Below are 21973 nucleotides of genomic sequence, written 5' to 3'. Positions count from 1 at the left end.
CTACACTGACCGCCAGTGATTGCCATTCTTCGGGGAAATTGAGCAAAACTCAGAGACAGCCGTACCCGCCCGGTACAATGTGACCCGCCATCTCAGCAGGGGGTGTTTTTGAGGGCCAATCTGACCTTTTGGGCAGGGTTGGTCGTTTTTGCCTATTGCTAGGTCTGATGCTGTGATTTGGATCTGGCAACACCCGTGTTACACTGCCGAAAACCGTGACCCCTGCCAGGAGAAATCTATATTCGATGTCTGACTTGTGGGGAGGATTGACACAGGCCTTTTGGCTGCTGGCGACGATGGATGCTGATCTGGTCGAGATCAGCCTGCGGTCGCTACGGGTGACTTTGACGGCGCTGCTGGTGGCCTCTGTACTTGCGCTGCCGTTTGCGGCCTTTCTGGTGGTGCGCCGGTTTCGCCTGCGCCGCATGACCATTGCTGTGCTGAATGCGCTGATGGGATTGCCGCCGGTGGTGGTTGGGCTTGTGGTCTATGTGTTTCTGTCCCGGTCCGGGCCATTTGGGGTGTTTGGGCTGCTGTTCACGCCAACCGCAATGATTATTGCCCAAGTGATCATCATTGTGCCGCTGATTGCCTCGATCGCGCATCAATCCCTGCGGGAATTGTGGGGCGATTACCACGACCTGCTGATCTCTTTGAATACCACCCAGTTTCAGCGCATTCAGGCGTTGCTCTGGGATGGTCGACGGGCGCTGTTGACGGCGGCGCTGGCGGGGTTCGGTCGCGCCATTGGCGAGGTCGGGGCGATTATGATCGTTGGCGGCAATATCGACCATGCAACCCGTGTGCTGACGACGGCGATTGCCTTGGAGACCGGTAAGGGTGATTTTGCGCTGGCTCTGGCGCTGGGCTTTGTGCTGATTGCCCTGGCGGTCGCAGTGAATCTGATGATCCACCGGCTTAGCCACACCGAGAGCGAGGGGCGCTGGTGATGCAGATGTTCCCGCTGAAAGCAAAGCAGGCGGTGGTGCGGCGTCAGGGCAAGGTGCTGGCCGGGCCGATTGACCTGACCTTGCAAGGCCAGGGGGTGACCATTGTCATTGGTCCCAACGGGGCCGGGAAAACCTCGCTGCTGAAGATGCTGCATGGGATCGTCCGCTTGAACGGCGGCAGCCTGAACTGGGCCTGCCCGACGGTGGAGGCGCGCAAACACCAGGGGTTTGTGTTTCAGGCGCCAGTGATGATGCGGCGCTCGGTGCTAGAGAATATTGCCTATCCTCTGCGCCTGATTGGCGTTGCAAAAGCTGAGGCCCGACTGCGGGCGCAGGACTGGGCCGGGCAGGTCGGTCTGGGCCATGCGCTGAAACAGCAGGCCACAATACTGTCCGGCGGCGAGCGGCAAAAGCTGGCATTGGCGCGGGCCTTGATCCGCGATCCGCAGGTGCTGTTCCTGGACGAGCCCTGCGCCTCTCTGGATGGCCGCGCCACCCGTGAGATCGAAGAAATCCTGACCCGGGCTGCGGCCAATGGCACCCGGCTGATCATGTCGACCCATAACATGGGACAGGCACAGAGACTGGCCGATGAGGTCATATTTGTGCTGCATGGCAAAATACATGAATTTTCACCGGCAGAGGTGTTTTTTGCCAGACCCGCGACCCAACAGGGCCGGGCGTTTCTGAGGGGGGATATTGTCGAATGAAACGGACGTTGATGGGCGCGGTTGCGGCGCTCACATTGGCCACCGCATCGCTGGCTGAAGAGATGAAACTGGCGGTGACCACCTCGTTCCACAACTCGGGGCTGTCGGAGGTATTGCTGCCGGCCATTCAGGCCGATCTTGGCCTCGATGTGCAGCTGCTGGTGGTGGGCACTGGCCAGGCGCTAAGATTGGGCGAGGCCGGTGATGTGGACGCCATTCTGGTCCACTCAAAGGCTGCAGAAGAAAAATTTCTGGCAGGCGGCAACGGCACCCACCGACGTGAAATCATGTATAATGATTTTGTCTTTGTCGGCCCCGGCGGCGATGCTGCGGGCATTGGAACGGCTGGTGATGCCGCCGAAGCCCTGCAAAAGATATCAGCGGCTGAGGCGGTGTTTGTCAGCCGTGGCGACGACAGTGGCACCCATAAAAAGGAGCTGAGCCTTTGGGCCTCAGCGGCGCTGGATGTGGAGGAATTTGGCGCGTGGTATACCTCTGTTGGGGCGGGAATGGGAGCGGCGCTGAACACCGCCTCGGGGCTGAATGGCTATATCCTGGCAGATCGGGCCAGTTGGCTGAATTTTGGCAATAAAGCAGATCTGCAGCTGTTGTTTGCAGGCGATCCGGTTTTGTTCAACCAGTATAGCTATATCCCGGTGAACCCAGCCAAACATCCCCATGTGAAGAGCGCCCTGGCGGCGGCCTTGGAGATCTGGCTGGTGTCCGATCGCGCCAGGGTGCTTATTGATACCTATCAGATCAAGGGTGAGACACTGTTTGTGTTCAATGGCGCCCAGAAATAGGCCTTTGGATCTGGTGGAGCCGGGGAGCTGCCGGGGCGCTGCCCCGGACCCCGAGGTATTTCAGACAAGAAGAAGGTTCAGCCCGCGATGTCGCCGTGGATCGCGAACTGGTCCAGCCCGGCCTGCTGTGGCTCGATCACCCGAAACGCCTCTTTGACACCGGCAGCGGTGAGCTGGCGCGACACCGTGAGCAGTGTGTTCGGCGCATGGGTGGCGCAGAGGTCGCGCATTTGCAGCAGTTCCTCGGTGGCAAACGGGCGCGCGGCCTCAAGGTTGGGGGCGCCGTAGAAGTTTACAAAATGCTGCGCCAGCATATCGGTCAGCCGGTCGAATTCCTCCGGTTCAATCCGGGTGACCGCGACAAAGGTAACCCGGCCTGCGGTTTCCAAGCCAATCCAGCCATTGGCAAAGGCCTGGCGCGGCTTGCCGATCAGGTCGGACTCGCCCCAGTTGGAGAATTCAAAGCCACCCGAGATGCACCATTCGCCGGTGCGGGCCTGGCTGGCAAAGACACGTTGGTCGCTGTCGTCGAGATGGATGGCACGGGCGAGCTGCATCAGGGGGTCTCCAGCAGAGAGGTCAGGGGGATCAGGTGGGTGGTGTCGCCAGCCCGCAGCAGCATGCCGAAGTCTTCGTCGATACCAAGGAATGTTCCGGACAGGCCGACCTGCACAGTGTCTTCGCCGGTGCCCCAGGCAAGGCCGCGCCATGCGGCGTGCAGGGCCTGGCGGTCACCGTTTTCCCAGCGGGTGATCCAGTGCAGGCTGTGGCGGGCCCAGCTTTCCAGCAGCGCCGGGGCTTTGACCTCGGCGCAGCCTTCGCCGTAGAGCGCGGTGTTATCCGGTGTGTCGCCGCCGTCCTGGGAGCTGGGCCAGAGCGGCAATTGCAGGCCAATCACCAGCCAATCGGGGATGGTGTCGGCATCGGTGCTGCTGGCGGCGCAGCGCAGGGCGCCGCAGCGGGCGCCATTGATGCGCATTTGCCCCTGCCACTCCAGATGCACCGCCACTTCGGGCGGCGCCAGCGCCCCGAGTGCGTTCTGGAAGCCGACACCGCAGGTGGGCAACATCGCCATGGCCTGACGTAGGGGCACCTCGGGGGCAAAGACCAGCGCCGCAGCCAGGCTGTCGGCGGCCAGGTTGTAGGTCATCAAACCGCTGTCACAGCCCAGAATTGCCTTTTTGCAGGCGGTGTCGAACGGGTCTTCCTGACCCTTGACCGGATGGCCGGACAGCAAGGGAGGCAAGGTGACCTGGATCATGCGGCGCCCCGGTCAACCAATGTCCGGGCGATGGCGTGAAACACCTGTGCCTGAGGGCTGTCGGGTTTGGCGACCACAATCGGCGCGCCGCTGTCCGAGGCCAGCCGCACATCCAGGTGAAGCGGCACTTCGGCCAGCAGGGGAACGTTCAGTTTGGCGGCCTCAGCGGCGACGCCTCCATGGCCAAAAATATGCTCCTCATGGCCGCAGTTGGAGCAAATGTGAGTGGACATGTTTTCGATCATGCCAAGGATCGGCACGTGCAGCTGATTGAACATGTCGATGCCTTTGCGGGCGTCGATCAGGGCGATGTCCTGCGGCGTTGACACAATGATTGCACCGTCGACTTCGGCCTTTTGCGCCAGTGTCATCTGCACGTCACCGGTCCCCGGCGGCAGATCGACGATGAGCACGTCCAAAGCCCCCCACTGCACCTGCATCATCATCTGCTGCAGCGCCCCCATCAGCATCGGGCCGCGCCAGACCACGGCCTGACCCTCGTTGGTCATAAGGCCCATCGACATCATGGTGACGCCGTGGTTTCGCATTGGCAGAATGGTCTTGCCATCCGGGCTGGCCGGGCGCCCCGAGATACCCAGCATGCGAGGCTGGGACGGGCCGTAGACATCCGCATCCAGCAACCCGACGCGGCGGCCCTGAGCCGCCAGAGCACAGGCCAGGTTGGCCGAGACGGTGGATTTGCCAACGCCGCCCTTGCCCGAAGCCACCGCGATGATGCGATCGACGCCGGGGATTTTCTGCGGCCCCTGCGGCTGGGCTGGTTTGCCTGGTTTCAGGTCCGGCGGCGGCGCCTTGGCGGCATGCCCGGTCAGCAGCGCCGAGACCTTGTCGACCCCTGCAAGCGCCGACACCACTTTTTCGGCGCCGTCGCGTACCGGGCCGTAGGCCTCGGCCTGGGCGGGGTCAATTTCGAGGACAAAGCGCACCTCGGCGCCCTCTACGGTCAGAGCGCGCATGATGCCAGCGCCAACGATGTCTTCACCGCTGATCGGGTCAGAGATGGTTTTCAACGCGGCGAGGACGGTTTCACGGGTGAGAGACACGTTGGCCTTGCTCCTATGGGTAGGGGGGTGTTTGACGAACTGGCCTTGGTTTTTTTGCCATTTCGCATCACCCGTCTGATTTGATAATGTATGTCTGCCTGAGTTTTGTCCCGATTGCACGGCCAGATGACAGGCCAGATGACAGGCCAGTGCGGTGGGCAGTCCGGGCTGGAATGATTTGCGGACCCCCTGGCAGCATCAGTGATCGCGACGCTTGCTGAGATAGTCATCCGTGGTCCGTACCCGCGGTCGATCAGCGCCTCTGAAGGGCGCATTTTCCTGGTGGTGCTGAGCGTTGACACGGCATTTGTCGCACATCCGGATCATCCGGGCTGCCTCTGACCCTTGGAACATGGCGTGCTTGTCGGCCAGCATACCGACAATTTTGTCGACGGTTGATTTGACCCCGAACAAAGCGCCGCATTCGACGCAGGCGCAGGGTTCTTCCTCGTGCAATACCACCTGTGACAGGGCGCTGTCGGCCAGATTCAGGCGTGGTTCATAGGTGATCGCGTCCTCGGGGCAGATATTGGCGCAGAGGCCGCATTGCAGGCAGGCGTCCTCTTGAAAGCGCAATTGCGGCAGGTCTGGATTGTCCCCCAGAGCCCCTGACGGGCACAGCGATACGCAGGACAGGCACAGGGTGCAGGCGCTGGTATCGACCAGCACCGCACCGTAAGGGGCCTCTGCGGGCAGTGGCAGCACTGCGGTGCCGGGGGTCAAGGCCTTGGCGGCTTGCCGGGTGATTTGGCGGCGGTTGCCCAGTGGGCGCACCACGTCAGCAAGGGCGGTGGGAACCGCTGCGCCAAACAGTGTCTCGCTCAGCGCGTCCGGGTCGAAATGGTCCAGCAGCGCCGATTTTTCGCCACTGATCGCATTGGCCAGCGCCACTTCGCGCTCCAGTACATCCTGTTCAATGCCGGGTGCCAGCAGGATATCCACCCAGGCAAATCCGGCGGCAAGCGCGGCCAGAATTTCGGCATGGCCAAAACGGTTCAGGGCCTCAAGTTCCAGCGGTATGACATTGGCGGGCAAGCCGGTGCCATAGCGCGCCGCATAGCGGATCATCTCACCGCCATGGCCATTCACCACCAAGAGACGTGGCGCGATGCCACCCGCGCCAAGAAATGCGGTTGCCAGAGTTTGAATGCGGCGCATCAGGCTGTCGGTGGGGGGCGCGTCATAGGTTAGTGCGCCAGAGGGGCACAGGGTCGCGCAGGAGCCGCAGCCGGCACAGATCATCGGGTCGATGCTGACATGATCCCCACTGGCGCTGATGGCGCCGGTGGGGCAGATATCCAGACACTTGCGACAGCCTGTCTGGTCAGCGCGGGAGTGGGCACACAGGAGAGGCTGGTTGCGAACATATAGCGGCTTCTCAAATGTTCCGACTAGCTGTGCGGCTTGCAGCAGCGCATCGGCGACCGAAGGCGCATGCCGGGGGTCGCCGCGCAGATAGCCGATCCGTTTTTCCGGCGCCGGGAAAAGGGAGGCTTCGCCGCTCAGGTCCAGAATGATATCGCAGTTTGACTGGCCGCCATCTCGCGGCGTGCTCCAGCCCCACTGTCGGCCCCCAGGGGTCAACTGCTGAAAGGCGTCAATGGTCACATCGAATTGCCCCAACGCCCCCGAGGCGCGTTTCAGGCGACCCCGCACAGCCTCAAAGGCCCGCGTCATTGGTGGCCTGGCTGTCTCGTTGAGTAGCACGGTAACGGCCAATACATCCTGCAGCTTTTCCGCCGCCGCCAGCGCGATCTCAGCAGGCCCCAGGATCAGGCAGACCCCTTCCGAGATCACGTCGATACTTTTGGCGGCGGCGACAGGCAGACCGGCCTCGGCGGTCAATGCGGACATTTTGGGTAGTGTATCGCCGGTATCGGCGGTCCATCCGGCCCGGTCCCGCAGGTCCAGGCAAACAGGTGCAGGGGCGCCAATTTCAGCCGCTAGTTGCTCAAAAAGGCTTTGCTCCTGAGCACAGCAAATTATTGCCTCTCCATCTGCGATTGCCCCGGCCGCAGCCTCAATTTCACCGGTGCAAAGGGCGCTGTGCAGCTTTGGGCAAGGGATCCCAGTGGCCCGCGAAAGAGCCGTGGTGTCGATCTGTTGAGACCCTGAACAATCACATATAATCAGTTGCTTACCCATATTGTCCTCGCTTGTAAACAGGCTGGTGAAAGAGGCGGTTTCACCCCTGTCCGGGCCTCAAGCTAGCCACGATTCGCGGGTCTCGTAAACCTGTTTTACGGCGGCGACTGGGGCTAGAGAGCTCTGAAACATCGAGGGTGATTCGGGGTTTCGGGCAAATTTCAATTTGTTGAGCGATTTAGTCGAATTAGACAAAACGACCGGACCGTTACGTGATCGTTAGATGGACACCCCAATTTGTCCCGATCGAACAAATTCCTGCAAAACCCGCATTTCCAGCTTTGGAAACAGGAACCTATCGTTGCAACCTGACTGGGTAATTCAGATCAACGGGGCCATCGACGCGTGATCCACAACCCAGACAAATTCGATGTTATGCCGATGGGCGTCGTCCTGCGACGGGCGCCGGGGGTGACCCCATGGGCAAAATACGCGTGGAAAGCGATTGCTGTTCTGCCCGGTGCCGCCGAGGCGCGTTGGCTGTTGCTGCGCCACGAGGCCGGGGTCAGTGACTTTCACGCCGCAACCCTGCCGCTGGAACTGCACGGCGCCGATGCTGAGGCCTATCTGCATGGGCTCAGCACCAGTCCCCCCTGTGTCTATGTGGTGTTGCGCGACAGTGAGATGACGCCACATCCGCTAGAGGTGACGCTGGTCACCGCCTCGCCCTATGAAGCGCAGGATTATGCCGACAGCAGCGAAGAGATTGTCGAGAAAGTGCCAATGCCTGATGGGCTGATCGCCTGGGTGCGGGACTTTGCTCAGAAACACTATCACGCCGAGCGGTTCAAGAAACGGCGCCGTGACAAGACTGATATTGGCGCGACCGAGGACGGGATCGGCGACGCGCGGATTGTCCAGCTGGCGGATGTCTACCGCTCGCCCGCGCTGACCAAGAAAGAGCGGCTGCAATGAGCGGCGGTGATTTCTGGGCCCGCCGCAAGGCCGGTGTCGAGGCCGAGGTTGTCGCAGATGCCCGCGCCGAGGATGTGGCGTTGGCCGAGCAGCGCGCCGCTGAACTGGGTGATAAAAGCGACGCCGAGCTTTTGGCGGAGTTGCAGCTGCCCGACCCGGACAGCCTGGGTGAGGGCGATGATTTCACCGTGTTCCTGACCGAGACAATTCCGGCCCGCATCCGCACCCGCGCGCTGCGCCGACTGTGGCTGAGCAACCCGGTGCTGGCCAATGTCGATGGGCTGGTCGACTACGGCGAAGACTTTACCGACGCCGCTTGCGCGGTTGAGAACATTCAGACCGCCTATCAGGTTGGCAAAGGCATGACGGCTCATGTCGACGAGATGGCCCGCCAAGCTGCCGAAGAGGCCGAGGCGCAGGAGGCGCAGGAGGCTGACAAAGCGGCAGCCGAGGCCGTCGAGGACAGCGTTACAGAGCAGCCAGAACCAGCCGCCGAAGCTCTCACCGCCGAAGTGACCGCAGCACCTTCGCAACCCGAGGCCGCTGAAATACCCGCCTATATGGCGCCCCCGATCTCGGCCCCGCCCCCGCCCCGGCGGATGCGTTTCACCTTTGACGAGGGGGCGGCCAAGACATGACACAGGAGACGTCGATGACAGCCATGACCGCGCAGGTTCACGTGAGCGAGGAAGACCGCTTGCGGGCGGATCTCTATAATTTCCTGGGTCTGTTGCTGGCGGCGCCGCCGGATCAGATACTGCTGGAGCAAACCGCAGGGTTGTCAGGTGACAATGGCGAGCTGGGTATAGCGATCAATGCCTTAGCCAAACTGGCAAGCCTGTCCAAACCGGGCACGGTCGAGAGCGAGTTCAACAGGTTGTTCATCGGCTTGGGACGCGGTGAATTGCTGCCCTATGCCAGCTATTATCTGACCGGTTTCCTGAATGAAAAGCCGCTGGCGTCACTGCGTCGTGACATGGCGGCACGTGGCATGACCCGCGCCCAGAACGTCTATGAGCCCGAGGACAACATCGCCTCGCTGATGGAAATGATGGGCGCGCTAATTATCGGCCGCTTTGGCGACCCCGCCAGCCTGGGCGACCAGAAAACCTTCTTCAACAAACATATCGGCTCTTGGGCCGGTCACTTCTTTTCCGATCTGGAGGCGGCCAATAACTCGGTTCTCTATGCCGCCGTGGGGGCGGTTGGCCGGGTGTTCATGGCGATCGAGGCCGAAGGAAACAGGATGAGCGCAGAGTGATCTGCACAGCCGGACGGGGCCACCGTCCACAACCCGTGGGGAGGAAACTCACATGACCCGGAAGACCGAGGAGGCCAGCAGCCGCCGCGACTTTCTAAAACTGGCCGCAACAACGGCACCGCTGGCTGCGGTTGCTGTCGCAACGAGCGGGGGCGAGGCGCAGGCCGCAGAGCCCGACCTGTCATCGACCAAGATGCAGGATACGGCGCATACCCGCGCTTACCTTGACAGCCTGCGGTTCTAAACACCGCGCGCCACGATCCACTGCAGGCAACTGGTTGCGAGACGCCCGACCGCCTGCTGATTTTCAGTAACCCAGCTAGCCCGAATTAACGGGCCGCAAGGGAGGTTATAATGCTTAGGAAAAAGACCAACGGGGTTGCGAGACGCCCCCAGCGGACAAGTATCCTCTCCAAGGTCGCGGACACGTCCGTTGACCGTCGCGCGTTTCTGCGCAGTTCTGGTCTGGCCATTGGTGGGTTGACGGCGATCAGCGCCACCGGCGGATCGGTGACCCAGGCCAATGCGCAATCTGCTGCAGCCAATGCGGTTGAAACCGTGAAATCGATCTGCACCCATTGTTCGGTTGGCTGCACGGTGATTGCCGAAGTTCAAAACGGTGTCTGGATCGGGCAAGAGCCCGGCTGGGACAGCCCGTTCAACCTGGGCGCCCATTGCGCCAAAGGCGCTGCGGTGCGCGAACATGCGCACGGCGAACGCCGCCTGAAGTACCCGATGAAAAAAGAGGGTGGCGAGTGGAAGCGTATCAGCTGGGAGCAGGCGATCAACGAGATCGGCGACGGCATGATGCAGATCCGCAAAGAGAGCGGACCGGACAGTGTCTACTGGCTCGGCTCGGCCAAGCACAGTAATGAGCAGGCCTATCTGTTCCGCAAGTTCGCGGCCTATTGGGGCACCAATAACGTCGATCATCAGGCACGGATCTGTCACTCGACCACCGTTGCTGGCGTTGCCAATACATGGGGCTATGGCGCCATGACCAACAGCTATAACGACATCCATAACTCTAGGGCGATTTTCATCATTGGCGGCAATCCAGCCGAGGCACATCCGGTCTCGCTGCTGCATATCCTGAAGGCCAAAGAGGAGAACAACGCGCCACTGATCGTTTGTGATCCGCGGTTCACACGCACAGCGGCCCATGCCGACGAATATGTGCGTCTGCGTCCGGGCACCGATGTAGCGCTGGTCTGGGGTCTTCTCTACCATATCTTTGAGAATTCCTGGGAAGACAAAGAGTTCATCCGCACCCGTGTCTGGGGCATGGACCAGATCAGAGACGAAGTGCGCAAGTGGACCCCGGAAGAGGTCGAACGCGTCACCGGAGTTCCCGGCACCCAGCTGCGCCGGGTGGCCCGCACATTGGCCAACAACCGTCCCGGCACCGTGATCTGGTGTATGGGCGGCACCCAGCACACCACCGGCAACAACAACACCCGTGCCTATTGTATCCTGCAACTGGCGCTGGGCAACATGGGCACCAGCGGTGGCGGTACCAACATCTTCCGCGGCCACGACAACGTGCAGGGTGCCACCGATCTTGGCGTGTTGAGCCATACTTTGCCGGGTTACTACGGGTTGTCGAAAGGGGCCTGGGCGCATTGGGCCCGTGTTTGGGATGAAGATCCCGAATGGCTGGCCAATCAGTTCGACATGCTGAAGGGCGCAGATGGCAAGGACAAGTCGCTGCAGAACCTGACCGGCATTCCGGTCAGTCGCTGGATCGACGGGGTGCTGGAGGACAAGGACAACATCGACCAGCCCAACAAAGTGCGGGCGATGGTGCTTTGGGGCCACGCGCCAAACTCGCAGACCCGTGGGCCGGAAATGAAGACCGCGATGGAGAAGCTGGACATGCTGGTGGTGATCGACCCGTATCCCACCGTCTCGGCTGTTTTGCATGACCGGACCGATGGCTGTTATTTGCTGCCGGCCTGTACCCAGTTTGAGACCCGAGGCTCTGTGACCGCATCAAACCGCTCATTCCAGTGGCGTGACAAGGTTGTTGATCCGCTGTTTGAAAGCAAACCTGATCACGAGATCATGGGGATGTTTGCGAATAAATTTGGCTGGGCTGATCGCTTCTTCCGCAATATCGAAATGGAAGACGAAAACACGCCAAACGTCGAAAGCATCACCCGTGAGTTCAACAAGGGTCTGTGGACCATCGGCTATACTGGGCAAAGCCCAGAGCGGATGAAGCTGCATATGGCCAACCAGCACACCTTTGACCGCACCACATTGCGGGCGATTGGTGGGCCGGCCGATGGGGACTATTACGGTCTGCCCTGGCCCTGTTGGGGCACTCCCGAGATGGGCCATCCCGGCACGCCCAACCTCTATGACATGTCCAAGCCGGTCTCTGAGGGGGGTCTTACCTTCCGCGCCCGTTTTGGGGTGGAACGGGATGGCGACAACCTGCTGGCCGAGGGTGTCTATTCGGTGAACTCGGAAATCCAGGACGGCTATCCGGAATTCACCATGCAGATGCTGATGGATCTGGGTTGGGATGGCGATCTGACCGCCGAGGAACGGGCGTCGATTGACGCGGTTGCCGGTCCCAAAACCAACTGGAAAACCGACCTGTCGGGCGGTATTCAGCGGGTGGCAATCAAGCATGAGTGCGCGCCTTTTGGCAACGCCAAAGCCCGGGCGGTTGTATGGACCTTTCCCGATCCGGTGCCGGTTCACCGCGAACCGCTATACACCAACCGGCGCGATCTGGTCGAAGACTATCCAACATATGAGGACCGTAAGTTTTATCGGCTGCCAACCATGTATGCTTCGATCCAGAAGAAAGACGTATCCAAGGACTTCCCGCTCATTCTCACCTCTGGCCGGCTGGTCGAATATGAGGGCGGCGGTGAAGAGAGCCGCTCCAATCCCTGGCTGGCCGAGTTGCAGCAGGACATGTTTGTCGAGATCAACACCCGGGATGCCAATAATCTGGGGGTGCGCGACGGTGCGCAGGTCTGGCTGGAAAGCCCCGAGGGCGGCAAGGTCAAGGTGATGGCGATGGTGACGGAGCGGGTCGGCGAGGGCGTCGCCTTTATGCCGTTTCACTTTGGTGGGCATTTTCAAGGCAAGGATCTGCGGGACAAGTATCCCGACGGGGCTGCGCCTTACGTGTTGGGCGAAAGCTCAAACACCGCCCAGACCTATGGCTATGACAGCGTCACCCAAATGCAGGAGACAAAATGTACTCTCTGCAAAATCAGTGCAGCATAAGGAGAAAGAAAGATGGCAAGAGCGAAGTTCCTCTGCGACGCCGAACGCTGCATTGAATGCAACGCCTGTGTCACCGCCTGTAAGAACGAGCATGAAGTGCCCTGGGGCATCAACCGCCGCCGTGTTGTGACCATCAATGATGGCAAGCCAGGCGAGCGGTCGATCTCGGTCGCCTGTATGCATTGTTCCGACGCACCCTGTATGGCGGTCTGCCCGGTGGATTGTTTCTACCAGACCGAGGATGGCGTGGTCCTGCACTCTAAGGATCTGTGCATTGGCTGTGGCTACTGTTTCTACGCCTGCCCCTTTGGCGCGCCGCAGTATCCGCAGGCGGGCAATTTCGGCAGCCGTGGCAAAATGGACAAGTGCACCTTCTGCGCCGGTGGTCCGGAAGAGAACCATTCGGCCGCCGAGTTCGCCAAATACGGCCGCAACCGGATCGCCGAAGGCAAGCTGCCGATCTGCGCCGAGATGTGCTCGACCAAGGCCCTGTTGGCCGGCGACGGCGATACCGTCTCTGCGGTCTACCGCGAGCGCATCGTCGCCCGTGGCTTTGGGGCCGGTGCCTGGGGTTGGGGCACTGCCTATCGGCAAAAGGGCGAGTAGGCGAGGATAGTAACACCGGCGGCTGTGGCGGCCGCCGGTGGCACACTAACCGGAATTTTTAAAATTCCGTCCCGTTTTCTGTTTCAGAAAACGGATGCTTTTCAATCTACAGAATGTCGAGGACCAGATGCGCGTTCTTCTTTGGCTTATGGTTTGTCTGATCATGGGTTTGCCGGTTGCGGCACAAACCACACCTGAACGCATTGCCACTGGCGGTGCCCAAACTCTTGCGGATATCATGGCCCGCCAGAACGGCGAAGCTGTCGATGACAGTTTCCGGCGTGACAATACCGGCGACCCTGACCAAGCCGCCGCTTTGGATCAACAATTGGGCACTCGGGGAGGGGTTTCAGATCCTGAATTCTGGCGCGGCCTGCGCTATGGCTCGGCTGATGTGCGGGTCTCGGCTGGCGGTGAGGTCGCCACGGTTCTGGTGCAGGATGGCGGCCTGCGTTGGCTGGCGTTTCGGGCCGGGCCGCTGCGCCAATATGGCGGCTGGTTGCTGCTGGGCACAATGGCCCTATTGCTGGTGTTCTATCTGCTGCGCGGCACGATTGCCATTGAAGGGGAAAAGACCGGCCGCATGGTGATGCGTTTCAAGGCCTTTGAGCGTTTTGGCCACTGGTTGCTGGGCGGTGCGTTCATTCTGCTGGGGATCACCGGATTGACCAGCTTGTTTGGCCGGGTCTTGATCATACCCTATTTGGGCAAAGAGGTGAATTCAACGCTGCTGGAACTGGGGAAATGGCTGCACAACACTGTTGCCTGGGCCTTTATTGTCGGCTTGGTGATCATTTTTGTGATGTGGGTGGCGCATAACCTGCCTGATCGCACGGATCTGGTCTGGATCCGCCAGGCCGGAGGCATTGTCGGCAGCAAGCACCCGCCGGCCAAAAAATTCAACGCCGGTCAAAAGGTGATCTTCTGGTCGGTTATCCTGTTGGGCGCCTTGATCTCGCTCACCGGTGTGTCGCTGCTGTTCCCCTATGAATTACCTTTGTTTGCCAAGAGTTTTGCATTTGCCAACGATATTGGTCTGGCCGGGCTGTTGCGGCTTGGCGAGCTGTCGGAAACGATGGCACCGCAAGAAGAGATGCAGCTGGCGCAAATGTGGCACGCCATCCTGGCCTTTTTGCTGATGGCGATTGTCATTGCGCATATCTACATTGGCTCGGTTGGTATGGAGGGCGCCTATGACGCCATGGGCAGCGGCGAAGTGGATGAGGCCTGGGCGAAACAGCACCACAGTCTTTGGCTGGAAGAGATCCAGCAGGGGCAAAACGGGCCGCCGAAGCCAGAGTGATCTGCTGGGGCTGATTGGCTGTTCGTCTAACACCGCCAGATCTGTTACCGTCACCTCGCTGAGCGCCGGTGATCGAATTATTTATTATTGTCCCAAGTCGGAGAACCGTTACGATGAAATCCATGTTGACCGGGGTTGCGGCCATCCAGCTGACTGGCACGGCGGCCAACCAGCTGTTGCAGCAGGCAGGATTTACCTCAGCTGATATGCGATCAGGCCCAGTCGTTCGGCTGAATGAGACGACATGATGAAAAATTCTGCGGCGCGCGATGAATATGGAGAGAACCTGGCGGCGGCTTCGATCCTGGTGATCGACGATGAACCCGGAATGCGCAATTTTCTGACCAAGATCCTGATGCCGCGTTGCAAGCGGGTGGAGCAGGCGGCCTCGGCGATTGAGGCCAGTGCTATTCTGGATCAGGCCCATTTTGATTTGATTATCCTGGACAATATCATGCCGGGTAAAACCGGGTTGGAATGGGTGCAGGAACAGCGCCGTGTGGGGTTGTTTGCCGATACCATCCTGGTCACCGCCTATGCGGATCTGGAAACCGCTATTCAGGCGCTGCGTCTTGGCGTTGCCGATTTTGTGCTAAAACCATTTCGCGCCAACCAGATACTCAATTCGGTGGCGCGGGCGCTGGATCGAAAATACCTGCGGCGTGAAAATTATCTGTTAAAACACGAGCTCTCTGCCGAAGGAACCGCGGCGCGCGGTCGGTTGCTGGGTAAATCGGCGGCGATTTGCCAGGCCCGTGAAATGCTGACGCGGCTGGCGCCCTTGCCGACGCCGGTGCTGTTCACTGGCGCCAGCGGTACCGGCAAGGAAATTGCCGCCCGTACTTTGCATTCGCTGTCCGAGCGCGCCGCCATGCCGTTTGTTGCGGTGAATTGTGCGGCCATTGCGCCAGACCGGATAGCGCATGAGTTGTTTGGCTTGGTGGATGAGCAGGACCGGCGCAAAGACGGGCTGTTTTTGCATGCGGACGGCGGCACGTTGTTCCTGGATGAAGTCGCTCAGATGCCCGATCAAGTGCAGGCGGCGTTATTGCGGGTGCTGGAGGATCAACGGATCCGTCCAGTGGGGGCCGAAAGGGAAATTCCATTGAACTTGCGGTTTCTGTTTGCCACCAATGCCGACCTGCAACAGGCAGTGGCGGCGGGCCGGTTTCGGGCTGATTTATACCACCGGATCAATGTGGTGGAGATCGCTATGCCACCGCTGCGCGAGAGGGTTGAGGATATTGTCGAACTGGCCGCGCTGTTCATGGAGCAGTTTTCCACTCGCCTGGGCATGCCGGCGCTGGAGTTGAACGAAGAGACGCTGTTGAAATTCAGTCGCTATGACTGGCCCGGCAATGTGCGCGAGTTGCGCAACCTGATTGAACGCTCGGTGATACTGGGCGAAATTCCGGAAGAGTTTTCCGGCACTGGGGCGATCACTGGCACCGCAGCAATAGAAACCCTGGATTTGGTGACCCAACGCCATATCATGCATGTTCTGGATGCCTGTGAGGGGAATCGGGCCGAGGCGGCGCGTCGGCTTGGGGTGTCGCGTAAGACGGTGGATCGCAAATGTGCTTCCTGGGGGTTTTGATCCGCGCGAGGTCAGGTTGAGGGGCGCTGCCCCTCTTGCCCGTTCGGGCAATTCACCCTGGGATATTTTTGGCCAGATGAAGTCTGGATCATCAGGGTGGCTGTTCGGTTTTTGAGACTCAGGCGGCCTCGGTGGTGGCAGCCGCTGGCAACCAGATGCTGAATTCAGCGCCGGTCTGACTTCCATTGCGCACCGAGATCAAGCCGCCAGCCCGCTGGATAAGGGTTTGGCTGATTGAAAGTCCCAAACCGGTGCCCTCGCCGCGTTTGGTGGTGTAAAAGGGGTTGAACACGGCGGCGATGTCCTGGTCGGCGATACCGGGGCCGCTATCTGAGACAGTGAGCAGGACTCCGGGCTGGCCATCCCGGGGCTCGGGGGTCAGTCTCAGCCCCAGTTTGCCGGCGTTCTTCATGGCCTGGGCGGCATTCATCACCAGATTTATGACGACCTGCTGCAACTCGCCCGGATTGATGGTGACTGGCGGCGTGTGCTGGAAGTCACGGCAAATGGTCACGTTCTGTTTTGACAGGACGTGATCAACCAAAACCAGGCAATCCTCGACCAGGGGGGCAATGTCGACGCTTTCCTCAAACGTGCCAAATTCGGCTGGACGGGCAAATTGCAAAAGCTTGCCGACGATGGCATCGATCCGCAGCACCTGATTGTCGATCAGTTCCAATTCGGTTTCAATCTCGGTGATGTGATCGGCAAGGGTCATGCGGATCACGTCGACATTGCCTTGGATAACCGCCACCGGGTTGTTGATTTCATGCGCCACCCCGGCGGTAATTTCACCAATTGAAGCCAGTTTTTCGCTCATCGCCAGTTGCTTGAAGGTTTCTTCGAGCTTGCTGTTGGCAGTGCGCAATTCGGCGGTGCGGGTGTCGACACGGGCGTTCAACTCGCCGGCCCAATCCCGCAGGGCCTGATCGCGGTCCTGTATCTGGTCCAGCAGAGCATCCAGGTGCGCCGCCATCTGGCCGATTTCATCGTGGCTGCCGACGGTACCGTTGCGGGCCGCCAAGTCACCGCGCTCGACCCGCTTCATGGTCCGGGTCATCTGTTCCAGTGGCGAAAAGATACCCTTGGCCAGCCATAGAAACAGCGGCGCGGAAATCACCAGAACACCGATGAACACCGCCACAATGGTCCAATAGGCCGCCCGTTTGGCCGCTTGATAGGGGGCCTCGAGAAAACCGACATAGAGCATCCCAACATGGCGTCCGAAGCTGTCGGTCAGGGGCAGGTAGCCTGATATGTACCAGTCATTGACCACAAAGGCGCGGTCCAGCCAGGTTTTCCCCTGGGTCAATACCCGGTGGCGCACGGAGGCAGAAACACGGGTGCCAAGCGCGCGCACGTCTTCGAACAGGCGTACGTTGGTCGATATTCGGGTGTCGTCCAGAAACAGGGTGGCCGTTCCCTGCCGGTTTTCTCCGGCACTGTCGCTGAGGTAGACAAGCGCATTGATGGTATCGATGAAATCGAGGTTGCGGTTCAGCAGGATGCCGCCCACCAGCACGCCTTCCTGGCCCAGCACAGTGACCGGAGCGGCGGAATGCACGACCATGCCGCGATCTTCGGCGGCGCGGGATGTCGGCACTGCGGCCTCGGTTTCGATCAACCCAATGCGGGCCCGTTGCTGAAGTTCGGGGGACCGCGCCGCCAAGTCCCGGGCTGAGAAAATATCGATTTGTGAGTTTAGGGTGCCGGCCGCGGCGGCGGCAATCACCGGCCAGTTAGAGGTTGGGACTGACAGGTCCTCACGGGGGAGAAAATACAGAAAATCAAGTTGCAGTGCGATGCGGCGCTGGTTCAGAAAACGCTGCTTTTCACGGTTGGGGGCGCGCAGCACTTCGCCGAACAGGCGCGATTCCGCGACGCTGCGAATGTCGGTGCCGGTGCTTGTCAAAATGCGCCCGAGATATTGTTGTGCAATGCGCAGGTCACTGTCGACATTGGCAATCAGCATGTCGTCATAGTCGGCATTCCAACGGGTCATGGCCAGCACCAGCAGCAGCGGCATCAATACGCTGAGTGGCAATAGGGCAAGGAGCAGAAGGCGGAGCCGGACGGATCTCAAAATGGTTTCCCATGGTTCACGGGCCTGTGCCAATAGCACGCCCCATCTTGAGGATCACTGTGGCACTGCTGCTGGCGGCAGGCAAGGTCGTGGCGCTTGCGGCGCTGCCAGCGACCCCATTTAAGACAGCAAGCATTGGATTGGGCCAATCCCGAAACCCCCAAAACAAAACCACCCGCGAGCCAAGGCAAACGGGTGGTTTGAAGAGGAGGAGGCGCCAGAGCCTGGCTCTCGCGCTTTTGTGCCTAGCTGACCAGCGACAGCCGCTCGGCCCGCATCAGCTGGCCAATTTTACGACCGGTATCGACCATACGGTTGGAGAAGCCCCACTCGTTGTCGTACCAAGAGACAACCCGAACCAGGCCGCCTTCGGTGACTTTTGTCTGCGCTGCTGCAAAGCAGGAGGAATGTGGGTCATGGTTGAAGTCGATCGATACCATCGGATCTTCCTCATAGGACAGAATCCCCGCCAGATCACCGGCGGCTGCGGTGCGGATCGCCTGGTTGATGGCCTCGACTGTGGCGGGGCGCTCGGGAACAAAGCTGAGATCCACCAGCGATACATTGGGGGTCGGAACACGGATCGCAGAGCCTTCCAGGCGGCCCTTTAGATGTGGCAGAACTTCGGCGATGGCGGCCGCTGCGCCGGTGGAGGTCGGGATCATCGACACCGATGCGGCGCGGGCCCGGTACAGGTCCTTGTGGCTGGTGTCATGGGTTGGCTGATCGCCTGTAAAGGCGTGGATCGTCGTCATGTAGCCGGTTTTGATGCCAAACGCAGTGTCCAGAACCTTGGCCATCGGCGCCAGGCAATTAGTGGTGCAAGAGGCGTTGGACACGATGATGTCTTCAGCGGTCAGCTCGTGGTGGTTGACGCCATATACCACGGTGCGGTCGATGTCTTTGCCAGGCGCTGAAATCAACACCCGCTTGGAGCCATTCTTCAGGTGTTTTCCTGCCGATTCGCCGGTGGTGAACAATCCGGTGCATTCATAGGCAACGTCGACCTCTTGCCATGGCAGCTCTTCCGGGTTGCGAATGGCGGTCAGTTTAATGCTGTGACGGCCGACCGTCAGCTGGCCGCCGGACAGGGTGATCGGGGTCCGCAACCGGCCATGAACACTGTCGTATTTCAGCAGATGCACAAGGGTTTCCGGCGGCGACAGATCATTGATGGCCACCACTTCGATGTCGCTGGTGTCATTCTCGATCAGCGCGCGCAAAACACCACGGCCGATGCGGCCAAATCCATTGATCGCGATTTTAAGAGGCATAGGGTCAACTCCGCAGGGATTCAGATTTTGGCGCTGGTAGGTCGATATCGTCAGCGTTTGCCGTATCGTTATCGCTAACAGTGACGGAAATCAACCCCAATCGCGACACTCTGCGGGCTCAGTAATCGGCACAGTACAAAACGACCACCGCACAAAAAAGCCGCCCTTGCCAGTTGGCAAAAGGGCGGCTTTGGCTTCTGTTGGGTCGGCGTTTAAAGAGCGGCTTTGAACAGGGCCGTCAGGTTTTCTTCGGTCAGCTCAATCGGGTTGCCGCCGCAACTTGGATCAATGATCGCGCCCTTGACCAGCTCAGGAATGCTGGCCTCGGTGACCCCCAGTTCCGACAGTTTGCGCGGAATGCCCATGCTGTCGTTCAGCTCATCCACATAGGCGCAAAATCCATCAAAGCCGCCGTCGATGCCAAGATAGGCCGCCACCTTGCCAAAGCGGTCGGCGATGGCGCTGGCGTTGAATTTCAAAACCTCAGGCATACAGACCGCGTTGGTGGTGCCGTGGTGGGTGTTGAAATGCGCCCCAATCGGGTGGCTCATGGCGTGAATGGCGCCCAGCCCCTTTTGGAACCCGGTGGCGCCCATTGTGGCCGCTGACATCAGCTGCGCACGGGCCTGGATATCACTGCCATCGCTGTAGGCGCGTGGCAGGTAGTCCTTGACCAGGCGCATGCCTTCCAGCGCGATGCCCTGCGACATCGGGTGGTAATGCGGGCTAGAGAACGCCTCGACGCAATGGGCAAAGGCATCCAGACCGGTACCCGCCGTGATGAACTTGGGCATACCCACGGTCAGCTCAGGGTCACAGATCACCACTGCCGGCAGCACCTTGGGGTGAAATATGATCTTCTTGGCGTGGGTAACGCTGTCGGTGATGACGCTGGCGCGGCCAACTTCCGATCCGGTGCCGGCGGTGGTTGGCACCGCGATGATCGGTGCGATCACATCCGCATCAGCGCGGGTCCACCAGTCGCCAATATCCTCAAAATCCCATAGCGGACGGGTCTGGCCCGCCATAAAGGCCACCATCTTGCCCAGATCCAAGCCCGAGCCACCGCCAAAGGCGATCACACCGTCATAGCCACCCGCATTATAGGCGGCGACCCCGGCTTCCAGGTTCTTCTCATTTGGGTTCGGGTCTACGTCGCTGAACAGGCCCCGGCCCAGGCCCGCAGCCTCCATGATATCCAGCGTGGCGCTGGTGATCGGCAGCGCGGCCAGGCCCTTGTCGGTGACCAGCAGCGGCTTTGTGATGCCAGCCGAGGCACAGGCTTCGGGCAGTTCTTTGATCCGGCCAGCGCCGAACTTGATTGCGGTCGGGTAGGACCAGTTTCCAACAAGGCTCATCAGCTTGTTACCTTCTTCAGATGGTAGGATTTGGGGCGGGTCAGGTTATGATACCCGATTACCGAAAGGCCGCCACCGCGGCCAGTGTCTTTGCAGCCGGTCCAGCACAGGCCCGGATCCAGGTAGTCGGCGCGGTTCATGAACACGGTGCCGGTCTCGATCAAATCACCAACACGCTGGGCGCGCTCAACGTCTTTGGTCCACAGGGACGCGGTCAGGCCAAAATTACTGTCGTTCATCAGCGCAATGGCTTCTTCGTCGGAGGATACCTTCATTATGCCAACCACCGGGCCAAAGCTCTCGTCCTGCATCACCCGCATCTCGTGGGTCACATTGGTCAGGATCTGCGGTGTCAGATAGGCGCCCCCATCATCCGCCGCCATGGTCTCAATATGGGCCACCGCGCCTGCGGCAACAGCCTCCGAGATCTGCTCGCGCACCTCTTGCGCAAAGCGCACATTGGCCATCGGCCCAATGGTGGTGTCGCGATCCAGTGGGTTGCCTAAGGTGTAGCCATTGACGATGCCCACGGCTTTTTCCAGAAAGGCATCATAGTGGCTTTCATGCACATAAATGCGCTCGATGCCGCAACAGCACTGGCCCGAGTTGAACATGGCACCGTCAATCAGCGTCTCAACGGCGGCCTCCAGATCGGCGTCCTCCATCACATAGCCGGGATCTTTGCCGCCCAGTTCGGTGCCGACGCCGGTGAAGGTGCCTGCCGCTGCGCGCTCCATCGCCTTGCCGCCGCCAACAGAGCCGGTGAAGTTGACAAAGTTGAACGCCTTGCCGGCAATCAGCGCCGAGGTGGTGTCGTGATCCAGGAACACATTCTGGAACACATCTTCGGGCACGCCTGCCGCGTGGAACGCCGCCGCCATACGCTCACCCACCAGCAGGGTCTGGGTCGCGTGTTTTAGCACAACAGTGTTTCCGGCAATCAGGGCCGGCGCCACCGTGTTGATGGCGGTCATATAGGGATAGTTCCACGGCGCCACCACCAGTACAACGCCATGCGGAATATGCTTGATATAACGCTTGAATGTCGCGTCTTCGCTGACCTTGATATCCGCCAAGGCCTCCACAGCGATCTCCGCCATGTGGCTGGCACGTTCATTGAAGCCGCCAAACTCACCGCCAAACCGCACCGGGCGCCCCATCATATGGGCCAGTTCCGGCACAATCTCATCGTTCATCGCGCCAACCGCGGCGACGCCTGCCATCACCAGGCTGATACGCTCAGCCAATGGCCGCGCCGCCCAATCCGCCTGCGCCGCTCGGGCGCGGGCCGCCGCGTCAAACGCCGCCTCGTTTGAGAGCACATCGCGCTCCGCATATACCGACCCATCGATCGGCGAGATACATTTCAATGTCTGGCCCATGCCATCTACTCC

20 protein-coding genes are annotated in these 21973 nt (G+C 60.2%); 12 read left to right on the top strand and 8 right to left on the bottom strand.

Annotated elements, in window-relative coordinates; all coding sequences use genetic code 11:
* The first annotated feature begins 245 nt into the window (after window positions 1-245).
* From QPJ95_RS03760 to QPJ95_RS03750, 3 genes are read left to right on the top strand one after another with little or no spacing between them, the layout of a single operon-like run.
* Window positions 246-950 carry an ABC transporter permease gene (locus tag QPJ95_RS03760; protein ID WP_270919095.1) on the top strand — a complete coding sequence of 235 codons (705 nt, stop codon included), beginning with the start codon at window positions 246-248 and terminating at the stop codon, window positions 948-950.
* A complete protein-coding gene (locus QPJ95_RS03755; RefSeq protein ID WP_270919096.1) occupies window positions 950-1660 on the top strand; it encodes an ATP-binding cassette domain-containing protein in 711 nt (236 codons plus the stop codon). The genes QPJ95_RS03760 and QPJ95_RS03755 overlap by 1 nt, the downstream gene beginning before the upstream one ends.
* Window positions 1657-2463: a substrate-binding domain-containing protein gene (locus tag QPJ95_RS03750; protein WP_270919097.1), complete on the top strand. Its 807-nt coding sequence runs from the start codon at window positions 1657-1659 to the stop codon at window positions 2461-2463. The genes QPJ95_RS03755 and QPJ95_RS03750 overlap by 4 nt, the downstream gene beginning before the upstream one ends.
* A 77-nt stretch (window positions 2464-2540) precedes the next feature.
* On the opposite strand, the gene QPJ95_RS03745 is transcribed toward QPJ95_RS03750, so the two are convergent.
* The 4 genes from QPJ95_RS03745 to QPJ95_RS03730 all read right to left on the bottom strand — a co-directional run bounded on the left by QPJ95_RS03745 (window position 2541) and on the right by QPJ95_RS03730 (window position 6933).
* Window positions 2541-3020, bottom strand: a complete 480-nt coding sequence (locus QPJ95_RS03745) for a DUF6505 family protein (RefSeq protein WP_270919098.1) — start codon at window positions 3018-3020, stop codon at window positions 2541-2543.
* Window positions 3020-3724 (bottom strand): biotin/lipoate--protein ligase family protein, encoded by a 705-nt coding sequence (locus tag QPJ95_RS03740; RefSeq protein ID WP_270919099.1) that lies wholly within the window; start codon window positions 3722-3724, stop codon window positions 3020-3022. Before QPJ95_RS03740 ends, QPJ95_RS03745 begins: the two co-directional genes overlap by 1 nt.
* Window positions 3721-4788, bottom strand: a complete 1068-nt coding sequence (locus QPJ95_RS03735) for an Mrp/NBP35 family ATP-binding protein (protein ID WP_270919100.1) — start codon at window positions 4786-4788, stop codon at window positions 3721-3723. Before QPJ95_RS03735 ends, QPJ95_RS03740 begins: the two co-directional genes overlap by 4 nt.
* A 198-nt stretch (window positions 4789-4986) precedes the next feature.
* Window positions 4987-6933, bottom strand: coding sequence for a 4Fe-4S binding protein (locus QPJ95_RS03730; protein ID WP_270919101.1), 1947 nt, complete (start codon window positions 6931-6933; stop codon window positions 4987-4989).
* Between the two features lie 375 nt (window positions 6934-7308).
* On the opposite strand from QPJ95_RS03730, the gene QPJ95_RS03725 reads away from it, so the two are divergent.
* The 9 genes from QPJ95_RS03725 to QPJ95_RS03685 all read left to right on the top strand — a co-directional run bounded on the left by QPJ95_RS03725 (window position 7309) and on the right by QPJ95_RS03685 (window position 15864).
* A complete protein-coding gene (locus tag QPJ95_RS03725) occupies window positions 7309-7848 on the top strand; it encodes a DUF3305 domain-containing protein (protein WP_270919145.1) in 540 nt (179 codons plus the stop codon).
* Window positions 7845-8486 (top strand): DUF3306 domain-containing protein, encoded by a 642-nt coding sequence (locus QPJ95_RS03720; protein ID WP_270919102.1) that lies wholly within the window; start codon window positions 7845-7847, stop codon window positions 8484-8486. The genes QPJ95_RS03725 and QPJ95_RS03720 overlap by 4 nt, the downstream gene beginning before the upstream one ends.
* A gap of 14 nt (window positions 8487-8500) precedes the next feature.
* Window positions 8501-9109 (top strand): TorD/DmsD family molecular chaperone, encoded by a 609-nt coding sequence (locus tag QPJ95_RS03715; protein ID WP_270919103.1) that lies wholly within the window; start codon window positions 8501-8503, stop codon window positions 9107-9109.
* Window positions 9110-9161: 52 nt separating this feature from the next.
* Window positions 9162-9353, top strand: a complete 192-nt coding sequence (locus QPJ95_RS03710; protein WP_270919104.1) for a twin-arginine translocation signal domain-containing protein — start codon at window positions 9162-9164, stop codon at window positions 9351-9353.
* A gap of 110 nt (window positions 9354-9463) precedes the next feature.
* Window positions 9464-12358: a formate dehydrogenase subunit alpha gene (locus tag QPJ95_RS03705; protein ID WP_270919105.1), complete on the top strand. Its 2895-nt coding sequence runs from the start codon at window positions 9464-9466 to the stop codon at window positions 12356-12358.
* Between the two features lie 12 nt (window positions 12359-12370).
* The gene (fdh3B, locus tag QPJ95_RS03700; protein WP_270919106.1) at window positions 12371-12964 is read left to right on the top strand and encodes a formate dehydrogenase FDH3 subunit beta; all 594 of its coding nucleotides are present in this window, start codon (window positions 12371-12373) and stop codon (window positions 12962-12964) included.
* A 127-nt stretch (window positions 12965-13091) separates the two neighbouring features.
* Window positions 13092-14267, top strand: coding sequence for a formate dehydrogenase subunit gamma (locus QPJ95_RS03695; protein ID WP_270919146.1), 1176 nt, complete (start codon window positions 13092-13094; stop codon window positions 14265-14267).
* A gap of 113 nt (window positions 14268-14380) precedes the next feature.
* On the top strand, window positions 14381-14515 hold the full coding sequence (locus tag QPJ95_RS03690; protein ID WP_286018240.1) for a hypothetical protein: 135 nt from the start codon (window positions 14381-14383) through the stop codon (window positions 14513-14515).
* The gene (locus QPJ95_RS03685) at window positions 14512-15864 is read left to right on the top strand and encodes a sigma-54-dependent transcriptional regulator (protein ID WP_270919107.1); all 1353 of its coding nucleotides are present in this window, start codon (window positions 14512-14514) and stop codon (window positions 15862-15864) included. The genes QPJ95_RS03690 and QPJ95_RS03685 overlap by 4 nt, the downstream gene beginning before the upstream one ends.
* Before the next feature lie 118 nt (window positions 15865-15982).
* On the opposite strand, the gene QPJ95_RS03680 is transcribed toward QPJ95_RS03685, so the two are convergent.
* From QPJ95_RS03680 to QPJ95_RS03665, 4 genes are all read right to left on the bottom strand, one after another.
* Window positions 15983-17890, bottom strand: coding sequence for a sensor histidine kinase (locus tag QPJ95_RS03680; RefSeq protein ID WP_270919108.1), 1908 nt, complete (start codon window positions 17888-17890; stop codon window positions 15983-15985).
* Window positions 17891-18192: 302 nt separating this feature from the next.
* The gene (gene gap, locus QPJ95_RS03675) at window positions 18193-19221 is read right to left on the bottom strand and encodes a type I glyceraldehyde-3-phosphate dehydrogenase (protein WP_270919109.1); all 1029 of its coding nucleotides are present in this window, start codon (window positions 19219-19221) and stop codon (window positions 18193-18195) included.
* A 212-nt stretch (window positions 19222-19433) separates the two neighbouring features.
* Window positions 19434-20579 carry an iron-containing alcohol dehydrogenase gene (locus QPJ95_RS03670; protein WP_270919110.1) on the bottom strand — a complete coding sequence of 382 codons (1146 nt, stop codon included), beginning with the start codon at window positions 20577-20579 and terminating at the stop codon, window positions 19434-19436.
* The gene (locus tag QPJ95_RS03665; RefSeq protein WP_270919111.1) at window positions 20579-21961 is read right to left on the bottom strand and encodes an aldehyde dehydrogenase family protein; all 1383 of its coding nucleotides are present in this window, start codon (window positions 21959-21961) and stop codon (window positions 20579-20581) included. Before QPJ95_RS03665 ends, QPJ95_RS03670 begins: the two co-directional genes overlap by 1 nt.
* Window positions 21962-21973 lie beyond the last annotated feature (12 nt).

Source organism: Parasedimentitalea psychrophila (assembly GCF_030285785.1).
GTDB classification, from domain to species: domain Bacteria; phylum Pseudomonadota; class Alphaproteobacteria; order Rhodobacterales; family Rhodobacteraceae; genus Parasedimentitalea; species Parasedimentitalea psychrophila.
Note: the sequence above shows the minus strand (reverse complement) of the source record. Positions and strands in the feature narration are given on the sequence as shown.

Excerpts from the sequence above, each read along its gene's own strand:
- QPJ95_RS03760 (WP_270919095.1), top strand. The coding sequence starts at position 246 with ATGTCTGACTTGTGGGGAGGATTGACACAGGCCTTTTGGCTGCTGGCG.
- QPJ95_RS03755 (WP_270919096.1), top strand. The coding sequence starts at position 950 with ATGCAGATGTTCCCGCTGAAAGCAAAGCAGGCGGTGGTGCGGCGTCAG.
- QPJ95_RS03730 (WP_270919101.1), bottom strand. The coding sequence starts at position 6,933 with ATGGGTAAGCAACTGATTATATGTGATTGTTCAGGGTCTCAACAGATC.
- QPJ95_RS03720 (WP_270919102.1), top strand. The coding sequence starts at position 7,845 with ATGAGCGGCGGTGATTTCTGGGCCCGCCGCAAGGCCGGTGTCGAGGCC.
- QPJ95_RS03705 (WP_270919105.1), top strand. The coding sequence starts at position 9,464 with ATGCTTAGGAAAAAGACCAACGGGGTTGCGAGACGCCCCCAGCGGACA.
- QPJ95_RS03695 (WP_270919146.1), top strand. The coding sequence starts at position 13,092 with ATGCGCGTTCTTCTTTGGCTTATGGTTTGTCTGATCATGGGTTTGCCG.
- QPJ95_RS03725 (WP_270919145.1), top strand. The coding sequence starts at position 7,309 with ATGCCGATGGGCGTCGTCCTGCGACGGGCGCCGGGGGTGACCCCATGG.
- fdh3B (WP_270919106.1), top strand. The coding sequence starts at position 12,371 with ATGGCAAGAGCGAAGTTCCTCTGCGACGCCGAACGCTGCATTGAATGC.
- QPJ95_RS03685 (WP_270919107.1), top strand. The coding sequence starts at position 14,512 with ATGATGAAAAATTCTGCGGCGCGCGATGAATATGGAGAGAACCTGGCG.
- QPJ95_RS03665 (WP_270919111.1), bottom strand. The coding sequence starts at position 21,961 with ATGGGCCAGACATTGAAATGTATCTCGCCGATCGATGGGTCGGTATAT.
- QPJ95_RS03740 (WP_270919099.1), bottom strand. The coding sequence starts at position 3,724 with ATGATCCAGGTCACCTTGCCTCCCTTGCTGTCCGGCCATCCGGTCAAG.
- QPJ95_RS03670 (WP_270919110.1), bottom strand. The coding sequence starts at position 20,579 with ATGAGCCTTGTTGGAAACTGGTCCTACCCGACCGCAATCAAGTTCGGC.
- QPJ95_RS03715 (WP_270919103.1), top strand. The coding sequence starts at position 8,501 with ATGACAGCCATGACCGCGCAGGTTCACGTGAGCGAGGAAGACCGCTTG.
- QPJ95_RS03710 (WP_270919104.1), top strand. The coding sequence starts at position 9,162 with ATGACCCGGAAGACCGAGGAGGCCAGCAGCCGCCGCGACTTTCTAAAA.
- QPJ95_RS03750 (WP_270919097.1), top strand. The coding sequence starts at position 1,657 with ATGAAACGGACGTTGATGGGCGCGGTTGCGGCGCTCACATTGGCCACC.
- QPJ95_RS03745 (WP_270919098.1), bottom strand. The coding sequence starts at position 3,020 with ATGCAGCTCGCCCGTGCCATCCATCTCGACGACAGCGACCAACGTGTC.
- gap (WP_270919109.1), bottom strand. The coding sequence starts at position 19,221 with ATGCCTCTTAAAATCGCGATCAATGGATTTGGCCGCATCGGCCGTGGT.
- QPJ95_RS03690 (WP_286018240.1), top strand. The coding sequence starts at position 14,381 with ATGAAATCCATGTTGACCGGGGTTGCGGCCATCCAGCTGACTGGCACG.
- QPJ95_RS03680 (WP_270919108.1), bottom strand. The coding sequence starts at position 17,890 with ATGCCGCTGCTGCTGGTGCTGGCCATGACCCGTTGGAATGCCGACTAT.